The following is a 19,699-nucleotide window of genomic DNA, read 5'->3' on the forward strand; positions in this document are numbered from 1 at the left end:
GCCCACCCTCCCGACCCCGGAGAGACATGACCTCCCGCTCCCTGCGCCGCAGCGCCGTCGTCCTGACGCTCGCCTCCACGACGCTCACCACCGGCCTGCTGGCCGGCACCGCCTCCGCAGCCCCCCAGGCCGCGGCATCCAAGGTGGACTTCACCCTGACGATCCTGCACGCCAACGACCTGGAGTCCGCGCTGCTGCCGATCACCGGCACCGACGGCGGCACCTACGGCGGCGCCGACCGGTTCGTCGAGCTGGTCCAGCAGCAGCAGGCGGCTGCGGTGACCGGCAAGCCGGGCGCCGGCCAGGCCGGCAAGCGCGGCGTGCTGACCATCTCCGCCGGCGACAACTTCCTGCCCGGCGCGCAGCTGGCCGCCAGCGGCACGGACGCGGCGCAGCCGGTCCTCGACGCCACCGCCTTCACCGCGGCCGGCTTCGACGTGTCGATCCTCGGCAACCACGACTTCGACCAGAACCCCGACTACCTGGCCCGCTGGCTCGAGGACATCGGGTCCGGGACCACCGTCGTGTCCGGGAACCTCGGCTTCGCCGCCGAGCCCGCGCTGCTCGCCCAGGTGCAGGACGGCACGATCGTCAGCACCCACGTCGAGAAGGTCAAGGGCGAGCGGATCGGCATCATCGGCCTGACCACCCCGGAGCTCCCCCGGCTCACCAGCTCGCGCGGCGTGACGGTCGACCCGGCCCTGGCCCGGATCGCCAACGCCCAGGCCGCCGCCTACGCCGCGGCGGGCGTCGACAAGGTCGTGCTCGTCTCGCACCTGCAGGACATCGACAACGAGGTCGCCCTCGCCGGGCAGCTGCGCGGCGTCGACGTCATCGTCGGTGGCGGCGGCCACGAGCTGCTCGCGGACGCCGGCGACCCCCTGGTGCCCAACGGCGTGACCCCCGCCGGCACGTACCCGCTCACCCCGACCGACGCCGACGGCAAGGTCGTCCCGGTGGTCACCACCGCGGCCACCTACACCTACGTCGGCCGGCTGGTCGTCAACTTCGACGCGAAGGGCGTCGTGACCAGCGTCGACGACGCGGCGTCGCGGCCGATCCCGGTCGCCGCCCAGGGCCCGGACGCCGTCGCGCCCGACGCCGCGGTGAACGCCCAGGTGGTGGAGCCGGTCCAGGAGTACGTCTCGTCCCTGGCGGAGCAGGTGGTCGCCACGAGCGAGGTGCCGCTGAACGGCCTGCGCAACGACGTCCGCGGCCGGGAGACCAACCTCGGCGACCTGGTCGCCGACTCGCTGCTGGCCGCCGGCCGGCGGGAGGCCGCGGCCGCCGGGGTGACCCCGCCGGTGGTGGCCATCCAGAACGGTGGCGGCATCCGCAACGCCAGCGTGCTGCCGGCCGGGCCGCTGAGCGCGCTGGACACCTACACGGTGCTGCCGTTCGCCAACTTCGTCGCCGTCGCCCCGGCCATGCCGGTCTCCCAGTTCCTCGCCGGCGTCGAGCGGGGCCTCACCCCGGACGGCGGCTTCGCGCAGGTCGCGGGCTACCGGGTCACCTACCGCGCGGCGCAGCCGGTCGGCTCGCGGATCGTGGACCTGACGCTGGACGACGGCACCAAGCTGGTCACGAACGGCGTGCCCACCGGCGCGCTGAGCACCATCTCGGTGGCGACCAACGACTTCACCCTGCGCGGCGGTGACGGCTACCCCTTCGACGGCGTCGCCTTCTCCGTCCTGCCGGTGACCTACCAGCAGGCGCTGCAGACGTACCTGACCGTCGACCTCGGCGGCCGGGTCACCGCGGCCGACTACCCGGTCGGCGGCGAGGGCCGGATCCGCGCCGTCTGACTCACCCCCTGCTCCCTGCCGGCCCCGTTCCCCGCGACCCCGTCGCCGGGGAGCGGGGCCGGTGGCGTCCCGGGCACGGGTGGAGTCGGGTCGGCGGGGGGCCGGACGCGCGCGGCGGGCCGACGTCGGCGACGCTGGGGGCATGAGCACCACGCAGAGCGGCAGTGGCTACGTCGAACCCGGCAAGGAGTACCAGCGCGACGCGAACTACATCACCGACCGCATCACCGCCGACGGCTCCAGCGGCTGGCCGGTCGAGGCCGGCCGCTACCGGCTGGTCATCGCCCGCGCGTGCCCGTGGGCCAACCGCGCGGCGATCGTCCGGCGGCTGCTGGGGCTCGAGCAGGCCATCTCGATGGGCATCTGCGGCCCCACGCACGACGCGCGCAGCTGGACCTTCGACCTCGACCCCGACGGGCGCGACCCGGTGCTGGGCTACGAGCGGCTGCAGGAGGCGTTCCTCGCCCGCGACCCCGAGTACCCGCGGGGCATCACCGTGCCCGCGATGGTCGACCTGCCCACCAAGGCCGTCGTCACCAACGACTTCATGCAGATGACGCTGGACTTCTCCACCCAGTGGACGCAGTTCCACCGCGAGGGCGCCCCGGACCTGTACCCCGAGCACCTGCGGGACGAGATGGACGAGGTGATGAAGCGGGTCTACACCGAGGTCAACAACGGGGTGTACCGCTGCGGCTTCGCCGGTTCGCAGAAGGCCTACGACCGCGCCTACGAGCGGCTCTGGACGGCGATGGACTGGCTGGAGGACCGGCTCACCGACATGCGCTACCTGATGGGCGAGACCATCACCGAGGCCGACGTCCGGCTGTTCACCACGCTGGCCCGCTTCGACGCGGTCTACCACGGCCACTTCAAGGCCAACCGGCAGAAGCTGACCGAGATGCCGGCGCTGTGGGGCTACGCCCGCGACCTGTTCCAGACCCCGGGGTTCGGTGACACCACCGACTTCCCGCAGATCAAGGAGCACTACTACGTGGTGCACGCCGACATCAACCCGACGCAGGTGATCCCGCTGGGGCCGGACACGTCGAACTGGCTGACCCCGCACGGCCGCGAGGAGCTGGGCGGCAGCCCGTTCGGCGACGGCACCCCGCCCGGGCCGGTCGCGGCCGGCGAGGAGGTCCCCGCCGAGCACGGCCCCGGCGGCATCGGCCACCGCTGACCAGCCGCCCGGCACCCCCACCACGGGGGTGTCGGGCGCATGCTGGCGGGCATGACCGTGCGGGTGAGCACGCTGCCGCTGAACGGCGTCCGGCAGGTCCTCGAGCTGCCCAGCGCCGGGCCCGACCCGCTGACCGGGCCGACGGCGCTGGCGGCGGTGCTCGGGTACGCCCGCGGACGACGCCCGCTGCGGTACCGCTCCCCCAACGAGCGCGACGGCCGGTGGGTGCAGGTGCCGGCCTTCGGCTACGACCGCTTCGACGCCCGGCCGGCAGCTCCCGGCCCGCTCGGCGACGACGACGTGCTGGTCGCCGAGGGGCTGCACGGCCGGCTGGACCCCGAGGGCTGGACGGCGGTGCGCCGCGCCCTCGACGAGGCGCAGCCGGCGGCCGACGCGCTGGCCGCCCGCGCGGACGGGCGGGCGTTCTGGGAGCTTCCCGACGACGAGCTGTCGGTGCTGGGCGAGCCGGGCACCGTGGGCGCCTCGTTGCGGGCCCTGGGCGAGCTGCCCGAGCCGCAGCCCCGCTACGTGCTGGCCGCGCTGCACCACCGCCGTCCGGAGCTGGTGCCGCTGCTGACCCGGGCGACGTGGCTGCAGACCGTGCCGCACCTGCGCGAGGGCGACAGCGGGGTGGCCGCGGTCGTGCACCGGGAGCTGCGGGCCAACGCCGCGGCCTTCGCCGCGCTGGAGCGCGCCGTCGCCGCGCTGCTGCCGGCCGCCCCGCTCACCCGGCTGCGGCTGCACGACCTGCTCGTCTGGCTGGCCGGCACGCTGCGGCTGCCCACCGCCGTCGCCCTCGGGCAGCAGACCGAGGAGTGGTCGAGCGCCGGCGTGACCGGCCTTTAGCGGGGCTCGGGCCGGTCGACCCGGCGCCCAGGACGGGCGCGGGGAGCCGGCTCGGGATGCGGACCGCTCAGCGGACCCGCAGGCTCTTGCCCGGACACCCACCTGCACGCGGCGCTGTGCACGGCCCCGCGGGGCCGACGGACCGCGGAGGGCCGCCACTCTCGGGGGCGGGCGGCCCTCCGCACCCCGGCCGCCGAGCAGCCACCGCCTGCCGTCAGGTGGTCGAGGAACCCGCGCCGCGGCGCGCACCACGATCCCGGTCGGCTCGGGCCGGTCGTGGGAGGCGCGGCCGCCCGTCCTGCCCGGGACGCACGGACGGCGGCGCCCCGCGGGTGCGGGACGCCGCCGTCAGCGGTGCGGTCAGGTCAGGAGTCGGCGCCTGCCTGCTCCTCGCGGCCCTTGCCCCGGCCCTGGTCGAGGACGTCGGTGCCGGCGCCGCCGATCAGGGTGTCGCTGCCGTTCTCGCCGCGCAGGGTGTCGTCGCCGGCACCGCCGAGCAGCACGTCGTCGCCGTTGCCACCGGTGATCGTGTCGTTGCCGGCACCGCCGCAGAGGACGTCGTCGCCGTTGCCGCCGGTGATGGTGTCGTTGCCGCCCAGGCCCATGACCACGTCACGGCCGTTGGTGCCCCGCAGGACGTCGTCGCCCTCGGTGCCCACGATGGTCGGGACGAGGCCCTGGCACAGCGTGGGCTCCGGCGTCGGGGTCGGGGTCACGACCTCCGCCAGGTCGATGCCGAGCAGCAGCGGGTCGTGGTCGCTGGAGCGGTACGGGTCGGCCGCGTACAGCTCCGGGTCGCCGGTGTACTGGTAGGCGAACGACTCGACCGAGTTGATGTTCCAGTGCGTGACGTCGGTGACCTTCGCCGTCAGCTCGGCGGTGGCCAGCGCGTGGTCCAGCGAGCCGGACAGCGCGTCGAACACGTAGCTGTAGCGGCCGGCGTCGAACCGCTCGCCCAGGTCGACGAGGCCCGCGGCGCGCAGGGCCTCGATCGGGTCCTCCTGGGTGTAGGCGTTGAAGTCGCCCAGCAGCACGACGTCGGCGTCGCCGGTCTCGGTGCGCAGCCGGTCGGTGAAGGCCGCCAGCGACGCCGCCTGCCGCACGCGGTCGCCGTTGAACGACCCCTGGCCGGTGTCGGCGTTGTCGCCGGTGCCCGTGCCGCCCTTGGACTTGAAGTGGTTGGCGACCACGGTGAACGCGTCGCCGTCCTTCGTGAACGTCTGCGCGATGGGCTCGCGGGCGTTCGACCACACGGTCTCGTCGACCAGGCCGACCGACGCACCGACCGGCGTCACGACGGCGGGCTGGTAGATGATCGCGTTGCGGATGACGTCGCGGTCGACCGCGTACAGCTCCTGCGGGAACGGCACGAAGGCCCACTTCTCCGCGCCGGCGTCGGCGTTCAGCCGGCGCACCAGGTCGGCCACCGCGGTGTCGGCGTTGCCCGGGGTGAGCCCGGTGGAGTCGGTGTCCTCGATCTCCATCAGGGTGACCACGTCGCCGTCGAGGGCGTTGATCGCGGGCACGATCTTGCCGGCCTGCTCCTCCAGCTCGGCCGGGCTGGTGGCCCCGCGGCCGACGCCGCCGATGGTGAGGAAGTAGTTGAGCACGTTGAACGCGCCCACCTGGACGTCGCCGCCGACCGCGTCCGGGGTGGCCGGGCGCGTGTCCTGGGGCGCGAAGACGCCGTCCGCGGTCCCGTCGGCCGGCTGCAGGCGCCAGGCGTCGAAGCCCCAGCCCAGCACCAGCGGCTCGGTGAAGGACAGCTCGTCACCGACCCGCACCGGGGTGGTCGGGGTCAGGTAGGGAGCCGTGGTCACCGTGACCCGGCTGCTCTGGGCGTCGTCGAGGGTGATGCTGCGCCGGGCGTTCTCGGCGGCGATGGCGTCGGCACCCGCACCGGGGCGGGCCAGCTCGGTCGGCTGCACCAGCAGGCCGCCCGCGGACAGGGTCAGCTCGCCGTAGGTGGTGAGGTCGAAGACCTCGCTCACGGTGAGCTCGTCGGCGGGTGCGACGCGCATGCCCTCGAGCCGCTCGCGGGCGGCGTCGTCGGCGGGCAGGTCCAGCGGCGCGGCCGCGGGCAGGTCGGCGACGGTGCCGTCGGCGCAGACGCCGACGTTCGCCTCGGCGCGGATCTGGGTCTGACCGAAGTACTCCTCGGGCACACCGGTCACGGCGACGGTGTCGCCGAGGTCGACCGCGACCGCGGAGAAGACGAAGACGCCGTCCGAGGTGGCGGGGTCGCCGTCTCCGGCGTCCTGCAGGTAGAAGCCGGAGAGCCCCGGGACGTCGCCGACGACGACGCCCTCGACGGTGACCGTGGAGCCGGCCAGCGGGGTGGCGGCGCCGGTGCCCTGGACGTCGCCGATCTCGTTCGTCACCGGGACGTCGCAGACGTCCCCGGACGCCGGCGGGGGCTCGACCGGGCCCGGCGCGGCGGTGTTCACCGTGCCGCGGGTGGCGGCGGCGGGGCCGGACCAGGCGGACAGCCCGTCGTCGGTCGCCGTGCGCGACAGCGACTGGCCGGCGTCCTCGGTGCCGGCCTCGCTGACGCCGACGTCGGTGCTGGTCAGGCCGGCGGCCGGACCACCGGTGGCGGTCATGGTGCCCTCGTAGGAGAGGAACTCCAGCACCTCGGTGCCGCGGACCAGCGCGATCGCGTCCGGGGCACCGTTCTGGACCCCGTTGGCCGGGTAGTCGACGACGGCGACGGCCGGGGCGTCCGCGGGGGCGGTGACCACCGGGAGGGCGTCGGTGTCGTACACCGCGCCGTTGCCGCCGTTGTAGAGGACGACGGACAGGCCGGCCGAGCTGGTGCCGGCCGGGATCTGGACCTCGACGAACTCGCCGGCGTCGGTGCCGCCGTTGTCGTAGTGGAACTCGGACAGGAACGGGGTCGTGGGCGGCGCGGCGGAGGCCACGGCCGGCACGGTCACGACGGTGACGGCCGCGGCCGCGGCGGCGAAGGTGATCCGCCGGACGGTGGTGCGGGGGCTGCCAGGGGGCAGGAGCACGAGGTGTCCTCACGAAGGGGGCAGGGGCGGGGTGGAGCGGGCCGAACGTAGGCAGCACCTGTGAACGGGAGACCCGTCCCAGGTGACCACCACATGACGTCGCAGGTCGAACACGGAGTGTTGCGACCAGTCTCGGTTCGGTCACGCCGTCGCGCAACGGGTCGACCGGTCCCGGTGCGCCGAGGACCGTCGACCGGTTGCCGGCCACCGGTCCTGGGCACGCGGGAGAGGTGACCGACGCCCCCGACCTGACCCGCTTCGTGCACGCCCAGGACGCCGGCGGGACCTACGACACCGCCCTCGCCGAACTGCGCGCCGGGCACAAGCGCAGCCACTGGATGTGGTTCGTGTTCCCCCAGCTCGCCGGGCTGGGCCGCAGCGAGACGGCGCAGCGCTACGCGGTCCGCGACCTCGCCGAGGCGCGGGCGTACCTGGCGCACCCGGTGCTCGGCCCCCGCCTGCTGGAGTGCGCCCGCGCGCTGACCGCGCTGGACACCACCGACCCGGTCGCCGTGCTCGGCGGCATCGACGCGCAGAAGCTGCGCTCGTCGATGACGCTGTTCGCGCACGCCGCGCCCGGGGAGCCGGTGTTCCGCGCCGTGCTCGACCAGTACTGCGCCGGCGCCGAGGACGACGCGACGACGTCCCGGCTCTGACCGGCGCCCGGCCGGGTCGAGTGGCAACCGGACGGGCAGCCACCGCCGCCGGCCCGGGTCCAGCCGCGCCACCGGGTGTGGGGCCGGGCCACGGCGCGGCTCGACGTCCGGTGGACCGGCTCGACCCGCGCCCCGTCGTCCGGGCGCGCTGTCCCCGGCGACCGGACGCCGGGCGAGGACCGGCCGGTGGCAGGATGGGCGGTCGCCGATCACGGCTCGCCGGACCCTCACGCGTAGGAGTTGCAGGACTTGTCGAGCCCCTCCTCCGGCACCGACCCCGCCTCGGACCCGGAGCTCGCCGCCGAGCAGGCCGCCGTCACCGACCTGTACCGCCGGCTGGACGCCAACCGCGAGCACGCCGTCCACCGGTTCAAGCAGGCGCTGGCGATGCCCGCGATCAACCCCCAGGCTCTCGGCGAGCGGGAGGCCGCGGCCAGCTTCCAGACCCAGCGGATCACCGCCCTGGACGCCGCCGAGCACGGGCTGGTGATCGGCCGGCTCGACCGCGAGGAGCAGCCCGCGCCGCTCTACATCGGCCGCGTCGGCCTGCCCGCCGACGACCCGGCCGGCGACCCCGCGCTCGTCGACTGGCGCGCGCCGGCGTCCCGGCCGTTCTACACGGCCACCCCGTTCCGCCCCGAGGGCGTCGTGCGCCGCCGGCACGTGCGCACCCGCGGGCGCACGGTCGTCGCGGTGAACGACGAGGTGCTCAGCATCGACGCCGCCACCGCCGGCGACGGCCCGGCGCTCACCGGCGAGGCGGCGCTGATGGCCGCGCTGACCGCCGAGCGCACCGGCCGGATGACCGACATCGTCGCCACCATCCAGGCCGAGCAGGACGCGATCATCCGCAGCGACGCCCGCGGGGTGCTCGTCGTCCAGGGCGGCCCGGGCACCGGCAAGACGGCGGTGGCGCTGCACCGCGCGGCCTACCTGCTCTACACGCACCGCGAGCGGCTGGGCCGCAGCGGCCTGCTCGTCGTCGGCCCCACGCCCACGTTCCTGTCCTACATCGCCGACGTGCTGCCGTCCCTCGGCGAGACCGGGGTGCTGCTCGCGGGCCTGGGACAGCTGCGCCCGGGCCTGGACGCCCGCGGCACCGAGTCGCCGCAGACCGCGGAGGTCAAGGGCCGGCTGCAGATGGTCGACGTCCTCACCGCCGCCGTCCGCGACCGGCAGACGCTGGGCCGCGGCGTCCGGGAGCTGGTGATCGACGGGGTGCGCATCTCGCTGCGCCCGGCCGACCTGACCCGGGCCCGCACCGCCGGGCGCCGGGCCTCCCGGCAGCACAACCTGGGCCGCCCGGCCTTCGCCCGCGCCGTGGCCGACCTGGTCACCGAGCGGTACGTGGGCCGGATCGGCGCCGACGTGCGGGGCGGGGACACCCTGCTCGACCGCCGGGACGTCGACGCGCTGCGCGCCGAGATCGCCTCCGACCCCGCCGTCCGCCGGCTGGTCGACGAGCTGTGGCCGAAGCTCACCCCCGAGGAGCTGGTCGGCGACCTGCTCTCCTCGGCCGACCGGCTGAAGCGGGCGACGAAGAACTGGACTGAGGAAGACCGGGCGCTGCTGCTGCGCCCGGCCGGCTCCCCCTGGACCCCGGCCGACGTGCCGCTGCTGGAGGAGGCCGACGAGCTGCTCGGCTACGACGACAGCGCCGAGCGGGCCGCCGAGGCCCGCCGGCTGCGCCGGGAGCGGGCCGAGGCGCAGGACACCCTCGACATGCTGCACGGCTCCCGCTCCACCGACCTCGAGGACGACGAGGAGGGCGAGGAGCTCACCGCCGGCGACCTGCTGGACGCCGCGTCGCTGGCCGCCCGCAACGCCGAGGTCGACTACCGCACGACCGCCGAGCGCGCCGCCGCCGACCGCACCTGGACCTTCGGGCACGTGGTCGTCGACGAGGCGCAGGAGCTGTCGGCGATGACCTGGCGGCTGCTGGTGCGCCGCTGCCCCACCCGGTCGATGACCGTCGTCGGCGACCTGGCCCAGACCGGCAGCCTGGCCGGCGCGCAGGCCTGGGGCGAGGCGCTGCGGCCCTCGGTCGGCGACGCGCACTGGCGGCTGGCCGAGCTGACCGTGAACTACCGGACGCCCACGGAGATCATGGACGTCGCCGCCGCCGTCCTGGCGGCCGGCGGCGCGCAGACCTCCGCCCCGCGGTCCGTGCGCAGCACCGGCGTCCCGCCCACCGAGGAGAAGGCCGCCGAGGCCGAGCTGCCCGGCCGGGTGGCCGAGGTCGCCGCCGAGCTCGCCGGGCTGGGCGGGACGGTCGCGGTCATCGTGCCGCCGAGCCGGCTGGCCGCCACCCTGGACGCCGTCCGGGCGCAGCTGCCCGACGCGCAGGCCGGCGCCGACGCCGACTCCCGGCGGGCGCCGGTGGTGCTGGTGCCCGCTGAGGCCAAGGGCCTGGAGTTCGACTCGGTGGTGCTGGTCGACCCGTGCGCGGTGCTCAGCGAGGGGGTGCGCGGGTACAGCGACCTCTACGTGGCGCTCACCCGCTCCACCCAGCGGCTGGCCGTGGTCCACCCCGGCGAGCTGCCCGAGGAGCTCTCCACCCTCGTCCCGGCCTGAGGCGGCGGCCGGGCGGCGTCCACCCGTCATCGTGCGCCGATGGCTGCCTCCCGGGCGTCGAGGCCGCCATCACCGCACGACGGCGGAGCTGGGCGCACACTCGCCGCGCGCCGGCTCTCAGCCGTCGCGGGTGAGGGCGAGGAGGGCGATGTCGTCGGCGCGGTGGGTGCCGGCGAGGTCGGCGAGCAGCCGGTCGCACAGCTCGTCGGGGTCGCTGGCCGCCGCCCGGCCGGCCGCCGCGCGCAGCCGCTCCAGGCCGGCGTCGATGTCGCTGGCCCGGCTCTCGACCAGGCCGTCGGTGAACAGCACCAGCGTGCCCCCGGGCGGGACGACGCCGCTCCACTGCACCGCCGGCGCCGGCGGCGCGCCGAGCATCCGGCTGGGCACCACCGGCAGGAAGCCCGCCCGGCCGTCGGCGATGAGCAGCGGCGGCGGGTGCCCGGCCGAGGCCACCCGCAGCACCCCGGTGGCCAGGTCCAGGGTGGCGAACAGGGCGGTGGCCATCCGCTGCAGGCCCAGCAGCGGCCAGCTCGCCTGCAGCCGGTCGATGACGGCGGCCGGCGGCGGGGCCTCGACCAGCAGCGCCCGGTAGACGCTGCGCAGCTGGCCCATCGTGGCCGCGGCGGTGATGTCGTGCCCGACCACGTCGCCGACCGCGATCGCCACGTGCGCGCCGGGCAGCGGGGCGACGTCGTAGAAGTCGCCGCCGATCTCCACCCCGGAGGTCGCCGCCAGGTACCGCACGGCCACCGTGATGCCGGGCACCGCGGGTGGGGCCGGCGGCAGCAGCGTCGCCTGCAGGGTGTGCGAGGTGCGGGCCTCGAGCTCGAAGCGCTGGGCCTTGGCCATCATCAGCGCGACCTGCAGACCCAGCTGCTCGGCCAGCTCGACGTCGGCGGCGGTGAACGGGCGCCGGCGCCGGTCGACCGCCAGCGTCATCACGCCCAGCGACCGGCCCTCGGCGACCAGCGGGACGGCGACCAGGCTGATCAGCTCCAGGGCGCGGGCGGCGGCGACCTCCTCGGGGCTGCGCGCCATCGCGGCCAGCTCCGCCTCGTCGATGGCGGTGAACCAGCGGGTGCGGCCCTCGGCCAGCGCCGTCCGGGCCGGGGCGGGCAGGTCACGGTGCGGCGGCGCCCAGGCGCGCAGCGCGTCGACGAAGGGCTGGCGCTGCGGGTCGCCGTGCCGGGCCACGACCCGGGCCAGGCCGTGCTCGCCGACCAGGTCCAGCACGCACAGGTCGGCCAGCCGTGGCACCACCATCTCCGCCAGGCGCTCGACGGTCTCCCCCACCCCGGCCGCGCGGGCCAGCATCCGGGCCGCGTCGAGCAGGAAGCCCGACCGCTCCGCCTGGCGGGCGGTCTCCTCGTGCAGCCGGGCCCGCTCCAGCGCCTGCCCGGCCTGCCGGCCCAGGGTGCACAGCAGCTCGACGTCGGCGGTGGGCAGCGACCGGTGCGCGACCGGCTCGACCAGGCTGATCAGGTCGCCGTCCTCCTCCTCGCCGAGGGTGAGCAGCAGCGCGCCCAGGTGCGAGCCGTCGGCGGTCACCGGGACGACGACGAGGTCGGTGACCCGGGCCGCGTCCGCGGCCGCCGCCAGGTCCGGCCACGCAGCGTGCAGCGCCTCGGTCACCGGCACGGTGCGCACGCCGGAGCTGAGCACCAGCCCGACACGGCCGGGCGAGGTGGCGTCGAGCGCGGACAGCAGCGCGGCCGGCACGTTCTCCGCGGCGCTCAGCACCGTCACCGGCTCCCCGGTGTCGGGACGGCGGGCGTCCGGGGCCACGAGCCACAGCGCGGCGCCGGTGGCCTCGACCGCCCGCCGGCTGCGGTGCACGACGACGGCCGCGGCGTCCTCGGTGGTGACCGCGGCGGCCAGCTCGGAGACGAACTGCTGCAGGGTGCGCGACCGCACCTGCGACACCTCGGCCGCCCGTTGCGCGGCCAGCAGGTCGAGCTCGTAGCGGCGCCGGGCGCTGGCCTCGAACAGCGTGGCGCGGACGATCAGCGGCCGGTCGTGCGGGTCGCGCACCTCCACCGCGTTGACCAGGCAGGGCAGCAGCGAGCCGTCGGCCCGGACGACGTCGAGCGCGACCTCGCGCGCCGTGCCGTGCATCCGCAGCAGCGGTTCGAGGTGGGCGTCGTGGAAGACCTGGCCGCCGATGCTGAGCAGGTCGCGCAGCCGGGTGCGCAGCACCTGATCCCGGGGCCGGCCCAGCCAGCTGCACAGCGTCTGGTTGACCTTGACGATCGTGCCGTCGGCCAGCATCGACACGTACCCGCAGGGGGCGTTCTCGTAGAGGTTGGTGGGGTCGTCGTCGAGCAGCTCGTCGAGCGCCTCCCGGACGCCGTCGCCCAGCCGGCGGTCGCCGGCGGTGGGGCGCGCGGTCGCCCGGGAATCGGTCACAACCAGGCCCGGATGGCGGCGGAGGTCTCCTCCGGGGAGCTGAGGTGCGGGCAGTGCCCGGTGGCCCGCAGCTGGGTGAAGGTCGACCCGGCGACGTGCTCGTGCACGTACCGGCCCGCGGAGACCGGCGCGATGACGTCCTCGGCGCACTGCAGCACCAGGGTCGGGACGTCGACGGAGGCGAGGTCGGCGCGGTTGTCGGACAGGAAGGAGATGCGCGCGAACTGCCGGGCGACGTCGGGGTCGGTGCGGCAGAAGGCGGCGGTCAGCTCGGCGGCCAGCTCCGGGCGGTCGGGGTTGCCCATGACCTGCGGGGCCACCGTCGCCGACCAGCCCAGGTGGTTGGCGTCCAGGCTCTCCAGCAGCTCGCGGATCTCGGTGCGGGAGAAGCCGCCGACGTAGTCGCCGTCGTCGACGTACCGGGCGCTGGGGCCGACCATCACCATGGCGCCGATGTGCTGCCGCGCCTGCTGGTGGGCCAGCACGCCGATCATCGCGCTCACCGAGTGCCCCACGAAGACCGCGTCGGTCAGCTCCAGCTCGGCGAGCACCTCGACGACGTCGGCGGCGTAACCCCGCAGCGACGCGTGGCGCACCGGGTCGTACGCGCTCAGGTCGGAGTTGCCGAAGCCCACGTGGTCGAAGGTGACCACCCGGTGGTCGACCTCGAAGCCCGGGGCGACGTACCGCCACATGTGCTGGTCGCAGCCGTAGCCGTGCGCGAAGACCATCGGCCGGCCGCCGGGCGCGCCGCTCACACGGACGTCGTTCCGCGTGCGGACGCTCACAGGCGTCACCGTACCCATCCGCCCGGCCCCGGCACAGCCTCGCCGCGCCCTTCGGTACCGGAACCGGCTCAGCCGGTCCGGACGCCGGACAGCACCACGCCGCTGGCGGGCCGGGCCGGGATCCGGGACAGCGAGATGGCCAGGTCCTGCGGGGGCACCTCGTACTCCAGCCGGGCGAGCCGGACGGCGAGGGCCGACAGCAGCGCGACGGTGATGTCCTCCCCCGGGCAGCGGTGGCCGGTGCGCGGGTCGCCGGCGCCCTGCGGCACGAGCTCCCAGGCACCGATCTCGCGCACCTCGTCGCCGGCGAGGAACCGCTCGGGGCGGAAGGCGTAGGGCTCGGGGAACAGCTGCGGGTCGTGGTCGGTGCCCCACAGGTCCAGCAGCACCATCGACCCGGCCGGCACCGTCTCGCCGTCCCACTCGACCTCGCGCGGGGAGCGGCCGCCGATGAACGGCGCGAACGGGTAGAAGCGGCGCACCTCGTGGGCGAACGCCTCGGCGAAGGCGGCGTCGCCGGCGCGCAGCCGCGCGCGGTGCTGCGGCCAGCGGTGCAGGGCGTGCGCGCTGAAGGCCACGAACCAGCAGACGGCCACGGTCGGCCGGATGACGTTGAGCACCTCGACCGCGGCGACCCGGGGCTCGAGCAGCTCACCGTCGGAGTCGCGGTGCGAAGCGACCGTGGCCAGCACCGAGCCCGCCGGCACCGCCCGGGCGCCGGAGCGGACGTCCTCGACGATCCCGGCCAGCCACGCCTCCCGGCGCTGCCGGACCCGGCGGGCCCGCCAGTGCCGCGGGGCGCCGGTGGCGAAGCCGTCGACCAGCGTGGTGAGGTCACGGACCAGCGCCGGCAGCTCGTCGTCGGTCAGCGGGACGGCGGCCCAGTCGCACACCCCGCGGGTGAGCACCCGGGCGGCCTCGTCGAAGAGCACCACCGTCTCCTGCCGGGCCCAGCGGTGCGTGGCGTCGTCCCAGGCGCCGGCGACCCGGTCGACCAGCGCGGCGACGCCCTCCCCCATCAGCAGGTGCACGAACATGGCCTTGCGCACCCGGTGCGCCTCGCCGTCGAGGGTGTGCACGGCGCCGTGCCCGAACAGCGTGCTGACCACCGGCTCGGGCAGCGCGCCGCTGCGGCGCACGTGGTCCTCGTCGTAGACGAACCGCGCCCCGGCCGGGCCCTCGACGCCCAGCGCCGGGCGCAACATCACCCGGGTGCGCACGGTGTCCCGGCCGGCCGCGCGACGCCGGTCGGGCAGCCACGCGTAGCCCTTGGCGAGCATGGGGAGCGACTGGTCCAGCCGGGGCCTGCGGGTCATGGGAGCCCCGGTGCCCAGCCGGTCCCCGGCAAAACGCGCTGCCCGCGGGGGTCAGCGGTCCTGCTGGCCCAGGTCCCGCAGCACCCGGCGCACCTCGTGCCCGGCCCAGCTCTGCCCGGAGCTGCCGGCCAGCGCGGTGGCGACGTCGCCCAGCGCGGCCGCCAGCGCCCGCTCCTCGGCGTCGAGCAGGCCGCGGTAGGCGGGGTCGAGCAGGTAGCCGGTGGGTGGGCTGGACAGGCAGCCCAGCAGGTCCAGCAGCACCTCGAGCCGGCGGGCCGCCTCGGGTCCGGGGACGCCGGCGTCCCCCATCGCGACGGTGTCGACGTCGCGTTCCCACAGCCGGGCGCGCACCGGGTCCTCCTGCAGGGCCAGCACGGTGCCGTTGCGCCGCCGGGCCTCGGCCGCGGGGTCGGCCAGCACGCTGCGCACCTGGTGGGCGATCCGGACCAGGTCGTCGTCGAGCATCGAGGTGCCCACGAAGAGCACGTGCCGGGTCAGCAGCAGCGTCTGCAGCACCCCGGCCAGCGCCGTCCGGTGGTCGCCGAACTCCAGGTACTGCTCGCGGGTGAGCACGATGCTGTCGGGGTGCGCGGCGTCACCGTGCAGCTTGAGCAGCCACGGCTCGCCGGGTGCGGCCTCGGTGAAGGGCAGCACCCGCAGCGGCCGGCCGACGTCGGCGGCGGCCAGCTCGACCAGCGGGTCGTAGTTGGTGGTGACGAACTCGCGCACCGGCAGCCCGGCGACCAGGGCGTGCGCCAGCGCGTAGGGGCCGGGGCCGAACCGCTGCTGCACGTAGGCGGCGAGCTCGTCGCGGCCCAGCTCACGGGCCAGCAGCGCGGCGGCGTCCTGCGGCGGCAGCCCGGCCAGCCCGGCGGTGAGGTCGGCCCCCAGGCCGGCTCGCTCGGCGAGCTCGTCGAGCAGCGCCTCCCAGGTGGGCCGGCCGGCGGCCGCGCTCACCCCCGCGCCCAGGAAGACGGCCAGCTCGCCGGCCCGCGCGCGGGCACCGAGCTCCTCGGCGACCTGCCGCAGCGACGCCGGCAGCGCCCAGCCCCCGCCCTCGGCGCGGCGCACCCGCTGCGCGGCGGCCAGGTCGCTGGGCCGGCGCAGCACCAGTGCGACGTCGTAGCCGTGCTCGGCCGCGGCCTGCCGCAGCACCGGCAGCAGCTGCTGCAGCAGCGCCCCGCGCCGGCCCGCGGCACCGCCCCAGCCGGTGCCCAGCGCGGGCAGGCCGACCAGCCGGCGGGCGCGGCCGTGCGCGGGCCGCTCGACCGGGCGCCGGGCCACCGCGGCCAGCGCCTCGTGCGCCCCCTCCAGCAGCCAGCTCAGCCCGCGGCCGCCGTCGTCCTCGTGCTCGACGGTGTCGACCAGCCAAGCGCGCCGCTCGCCGCAGCCGGGCACCTCGCGCACCCGGGCGCCGGGCGCCCAGGAGCCGGCGACGGTGGCGCCGTCGTCGTCGGAGGCGGCCAGCGCACCGGCGGGCAGCAGCGGCAGCCAGCTGGCGTCCACGCGCATCCCGCGGTCGGTGGGCACCAGGACGTCGTCGCAGGACAGCCGGATCAGGTCGGCGCCGACGACGAAGACGTGCCCGCTCACCGCGCCGGGGGCCGGACGGCGTCCAGCGGCTCGCCGAGCGCCGCCCGGGCCGCCGTGTAGGCCGGCCGCCGGAACCGGGCCATCGGGCCGTCGGCGACCAGCCCGGGCGGCGGGTGGAGCACGGCGTCGAAGTGCAGCGGCGGGTCCGGCGGCTCGGTCTGCGCGCCGAGCTCGACCCGGCCGAAGGGCTGCTCCGGTCCGCGGCCGACCCGCGCGCCGAGGTCGAAGACGCCGGCGGCCACCGGCGCCGCGGCCAGCAGCACCGGCCCGGCCGGGCTCCGGTAGCCCATGATCGACCCGTAGGTGGTGGCCGGGTCGCGGCGCAGCACCGGCACCCGGCGGGACCAGGGACGCCGTCCGGAGGAGGACAGCAGCAGGTCCACCGGCCGCTCGCCGGGGGCGCGGAGCGCGAAGCCGAGCAGGTCGGGCAGCCGCGGCGGCAGCCCTGCGCCGCGGGACAACCGCACCAGGACGTCGTCGGTGCCGGCCTCGTCGAGCCAGGGGACGCCGGTGGGACGCGGCAGGCCGGTGCGGGTCAGCCGCGCGGCGAGCACCACACCGCGCGGGTGCATCGGCCGGCCGCCGCGGGCCCGGGCGAGCAGGGCGAGCGGGACGGCGGCCACCCGCCCGGCGACGTCGAGGAGGTCTGCCATGCCCTGCCGGTCACCAGCGCGGCGCCGGCGTAACCCCTCGCCCGGTGTGTCGGGCCGCGGAGGTCAGTCGCGGGTGGTGCCGCACTCGGTGCAGCGCCGTCGGGACGCCTCGTTGGGGTGCCTGCAGTTGTCGCAGGTCCAGGTGGTGCGCTCGATGGTGTCGCTCATGGTGGTCCTCCCCAGCCCGCCGGGGGTGTGCCGGCGTCGACGTGCCGGCGGACCAGGGACACCTGGCTGCCCGCCGCGGTCTCGAGGCTAGGCAGCGCCCGTGACGGGCACGTGTCGTGCGGGGAACGACTGGACGGCCGATGGCCGTCGCCGGGTCAGCGCAGGGCGGCTGCGCCGCACCCGCCGCCACCGGCGCTGCACGCGCAGCCACCGCAGCCGGCCGCGGGCGCCGGGGCGGCGGCCTCGCGGGCCGCGCGCACGGCGGCGACCAGGTAGCCGACGCCGGCCAGCGCGACGACGACCACGGCCAGGACGCGGCCGGTGTCCAGCAGGGCGTCGACCCCGCCCAGGACGGCGATCAGCACGGCGGCCACGGCGACGACCCCGGCACCGGCGGCGGCGACCGCGGGGCGGACGGCGGACAGCGCGGCGAGCGCGGGCAGCGCGAGCACCGCGGCGGCGACGAAGACCCAGCCGGTGGCGGTGGCCGACAGCAGCGCGACCGCCCCGGCGAGCAGCCCGAGCCAGACGGCCCCGGCGCCGGCGACGGCCACGGTGCGGTCGACGTCGCCGGTGCGGGCCGCCCGCAGCAGGGTGGCCCCGCGGACCAGGGCGGCCACGCCGAGCAGGCCGAGCAGCAGCCGCGGACCGGCTCCGGACCAGCCGGCCGCCAGTGCGGCGAGGGCCAGCAGCGCGACGCCCAGCGCGGCCGGGCGCAGCCACGCGGGACGGGCCTGGGCGGGGGTCGACGGGGAGGTCCCGGCCAGCCGGCCGGCGGTCACGGCGTTCGTCACCACCCCAGTCTCCCCCATCCCGCGCCGTGGGCGGCGGGCGCTCCGTGGGCGCGCGTGGAACCCTGTGCGCGGACCGGGACCAGGTCCGGGACGGGGTGGCAGTGGGCACGACCGACGCGGTGCACGACGCGGCGCACAGCAGCACGCTCCGTCGGCTGGCCGGCGTCGGGCTGGCCGGGTACGGCGTGGTGCACCTGCTGGTCGCCGGGCTCGTGCTCCAGCTCGCCTGGCGGAGCGGTGGCCCGCGCAGCAGCGCGCAGGAGAGCACCGCCGACCCCACCGGCGCCCTCGCCGTGCTGGCCGGGTCGACCGCCGGCCGCTCGCTGCTGGTGCTGCTGGCCGTCGGGTTCGCCGCGCTCACGGTCTGGCAGGCGGTCGAGGTGCTGCGGCACCGGCGCGCCGTCCCCGACCCCGGCCCCGAGCGGCGGGCCGCGGTGCTCCAGCTGCTGCGCACCCTGGGCAGCGCGCTGGTCTACGGCTGGCTCACCTGGCTGGCCGGTCGCGCCGCGCTCACCGGCGGCCAGCAGCGGGACGACGAGCAGCGGTCGGCCCGCGGCGTGCTGGCCCTGCCCGGCGGCGAGTGGCTGGTCGTGGGCGCGGGCGTGGTCCTGGTCGCCGTCGGCGTCCACCAGGTGCAGAAGGGCTGGCGGGCCGGGTTCCTCGACGAGCTCGACCTCGACGGCTTCCCGCCCGGGCTGGGCCGGGCGACCCGGCGGGTGTGCCAGGCGGCGTTCGTCGCCAAGGGCGTCTCGTTCGCCGCCGTGGGCGTGGTGCTCGGCTGGGCGGCGGTGACCTCCGACCCCGAGCAGGCGACCGGCCTGGACGGAGCGCTGCAGGCCATCGTGTCGACGCAGGGCGGCCCGTGGCTGCTGACCGCGATCGCGGCGGGCTTCGCGGCGTTCAGCGTGTACTGCTTCACCCGGGCCCGGCACCCGGTCAGCTGATCGTCGTCCAGCGGCGGCCCCTCCTCCGTGCGAGGCTGTCCGGCGCCACCGCGGGTGCTCGTCGAGCACCGGCGTCCGTGGCGGGACGGCGGTCGTCGAACGCGCGGCGACGGGAGGAGACGGTCATGGGCACCTCGGGGAACACGGCGGAGCGGGCCGGCGACAGCCAGGCGCTCGAGCGGCTGGCCCGGGTGGGCCTGATCGCCTACGGCGTCGTGCACCTGCTCATCGCCTGGCTGGCGCTGCAGCTGGCCTGGGGCGGGGGCGGCGGGTCGGCCGACCAGTCCGGGGCGATGGCGACGCTGGCGGAGAAGCCCCTGGGCAAGGCGCTGCTGTGGGTGCTGGTCGTCGGGCTGGCCGCGCTGGCGGTCTGGCAGCTGGCCGAGGTGCTGCGGCACCGGGCCGGGCTGCAGGCGCAGGGCGACGCGCGGAAGAAGGCCGCCGGCAAGGTGGTCAAGGCGGTCGCGAAGGCGGTCGTCTACGTCTTCCTCGCCGTCACCGCGCTGCGGTTCGCCACCGGCGGCGGGCAGTCCAGCTCGGGCCAGCAGCAGTCGACGGTCGCCGGGGTGTTCAGCTGGCCCGGTGGCCGGTTCCTCGTCGGCGTCGCCGCCCTCGTGGTCATCGGCGTCGGCGTCTACCACGTGCGCAAGGGCCTCACCGGGCACTTCATGAAGGAGATCGACACCACGCAGGCCAGCGCCGGTCAGCGCCGGGTCATCGAGCGGCTCGGCCAGGTCGGGTACCCGGCCAAGGGCGTGGCCCTGGCCCTGGTGGGCGGCCTGCTCGGCTGGGCCGCGATCACGTTCGACCCGGCCAAGGCCAGCGGGCTCGACGGCGCCATGCGCACCCTGCTCGACGCCCCCTTCGGCAAGGTGCTGCTCACCGTGGTCGCCCTCGGCATCGCCGCGTTCGGCGTCTTCTGCTTCTTCCGGGCTCGTTTCCCCGAGCGCACCTGAGCC

Annotated in this window: 14 protein-coding genes; 7 read left to right on the plus strand and 7 right to left on the minus strand. The window is 76.5% G+C overall.

All coding sequences use genetic code 11. From position 1 onward, the window contains the following. Positions 1-26: 26 nt before the first annotated feature. The 3 genes from ACGBYP_RS18830 (at position 27) to ACGBYP_RS18840 (ending at position 3,834) form a co-directional block, all read left to right on the plus strand. Positions 27-1,805 carry a bifunctional metallophosphatase/5'-nucleotidase gene (locus tag ACGBYP_RS18830; RefSeq protein ID WP_411586585.1) on the plus strand — a complete coding sequence of 593 codons (1,779 nt, stop codon included), beginning with the start codon at positions 27-29 and terminating at the stop codon, positions 1,803-1,805. Between the two features lie 142 nt (positions 1,806-1,947). Continuing rightward, complete coding sequence (locus ACGBYP_RS18835; RefSeq protein ID WP_411586588.1) at positions 1,948-2,988, plus strand: glutathione S-transferase family protein; 1,041 nt, start codon at positions 1,948-1,950, stop codon at positions 2,986-2,988. 51 nt (positions 2,989-3,039) lie between these two features. Beyond that, positions 3,040-3,834: a DUF6308 family protein gene (locus tag ACGBYP_RS18840; protein ID WP_411586591.1), complete on the plus strand. Its 795-nt coding sequence runs from the start codon at positions 3,040-3,042 to the stop codon at positions 3,832-3,834. 365 nt (positions 3,835-4,199) lie between these two features. Here ACGBYP_RS18840 and ACGBYP_RS18845 read toward each other — a convergent pair whose 3' ends face one another. Next, entirely contained in the window at positions 4,200-6,848 is a 2,649-nt protein-coding gene (locus ACGBYP_RS18845; RefSeq protein WP_411586594.1) for an ExeM/NucH family extracellular endonuclease, read from the minus strand. Positions 6,849-7,078: 230 nt separating this feature from the next. Here ACGBYP_RS18845 and ACGBYP_RS18850 point away from each other — a divergent pair, with 230 nt between their 5' ends. Further along, positions 7,079-7,504, plus strand: a complete 426-nt coding sequence (locus ACGBYP_RS18850) for a DUF1810 domain-containing protein (protein ID WP_411586597.1) — start codon at positions 7,079-7,081, stop codon at positions 7,502-7,504. Positions 7,505-7,753: 249 nt separating this feature from the next. Next, the gene (locus tag ACGBYP_RS18855; protein ID WP_411586600.1) at positions 7,754-10,078 is read left to right on the plus strand and encodes a HelD family protein; all 2,325 of its coding nucleotides are present in this window, start codon (positions 7,754-7,756) and stop codon (positions 10,076-10,078) included. Between the two features lie 117 nt (positions 10,079-10,195). On the opposite strand, the gene ACGBYP_RS18860 is transcribed toward ACGBYP_RS18855, so the two are convergent. The 6 genes from ACGBYP_RS18860 to ACGBYP_RS18885 form a co-directional block, all read right to left on the minus strand. Then, complete coding sequence (locus ACGBYP_RS18860; protein ID WP_411586602.1) at positions 10,196-12,484, minus strand: SpoIIE family protein phosphatase; 2,289 nt, start codon at positions 12,482-12,484, stop codon at positions 10,196-10,198. Then, entirely contained in the window at positions 12,481-13,272 is a 792-nt protein-coding gene (locus ACGBYP_RS18865; protein WP_411586604.1) for an alpha/beta fold hydrolase, read from the minus strand. The genes ACGBYP_RS18860 and ACGBYP_RS18865 overlap by 4 nt, the downstream gene beginning before the upstream one ends. Positions 13,273-13,340: 68 nt before the next feature. After that, positions 13,341-14,588 carry a cytochrome P450 gene (locus ACGBYP_RS18870; RefSeq protein ID WP_411586607.1) on the minus strand — a complete coding sequence of 416 codons (1,248 nt, stop codon included), beginning with the start codon at positions 14,586-14,588 and terminating at the stop codon, positions 13,341-13,343. A 51-nt stretch (positions 14,589-14,639) separates the two neighbouring features. Beyond that, on the minus strand, positions 14,640-16,181 hold the full coding sequence (locus ACGBYP_RS18875) for an SIR2 family protein (protein WP_411586609.1): 1,542 nt from the start codon (positions 16,179-16,181) through the stop codon (positions 14,640-14,642). Beyond that, on the minus strand, positions 16,178-16,834 hold the full coding sequence (locus tag ACGBYP_RS18880) for a phosphodiesterase (RefSeq protein ID WP_411586611.1): 657 nt from the start codon (positions 16,832-16,834) through the stop codon (positions 16,178-16,180). The genes ACGBYP_RS18875 and ACGBYP_RS18880 overlap by 4 nt, the downstream gene beginning before the upstream one ends. 323 nt (positions 16,835-17,157) lie before the next feature. After that, positions 17,158-17,796 carry a hypothetical protein gene (locus ACGBYP_RS18885; RefSeq protein ID WP_411586614.1) on the minus strand — a complete coding sequence of 213 codons (639 nt, stop codon included), beginning with the start codon at positions 17,794-17,796 and terminating at the stop codon, positions 17,158-17,160. Positions 17,797-17,891: 95 nt separating this feature from the next. Between ACGBYP_RS18885 and ACGBYP_RS18890 the strand changes: the two genes are divergently transcribed. Continuing rightward, positions 17,892-18,740, plus strand: coding sequence for a DUF1206 domain-containing protein (locus tag ACGBYP_RS18890; protein WP_411586617.1), 849 nt, complete (start codon positions 17,892-17,894; stop codon positions 18,738-18,740). 125 nt (positions 18,741-18,865) lie between these two features. Then, entirely contained in the window at positions 18,866-19,696 is an 831-nt protein-coding gene (locus tag ACGBYP_RS18895; protein ID WP_411586620.1) for a DUF1206 domain-containing protein, read from the plus strand. Positions 19,697-19,699 lie beyond the last annotated feature (3 nt).

Origin of the sequence: Modestobacter sp. SSW1-42 (genome assembly GCF_046635825.1) — a bacterium.
Classification (GTDB): domain Bacteria; phylum Actinomycetota; class Actinomycetes; order Mycobacteriales; family Geodermatophilaceae; genus Modestobacter.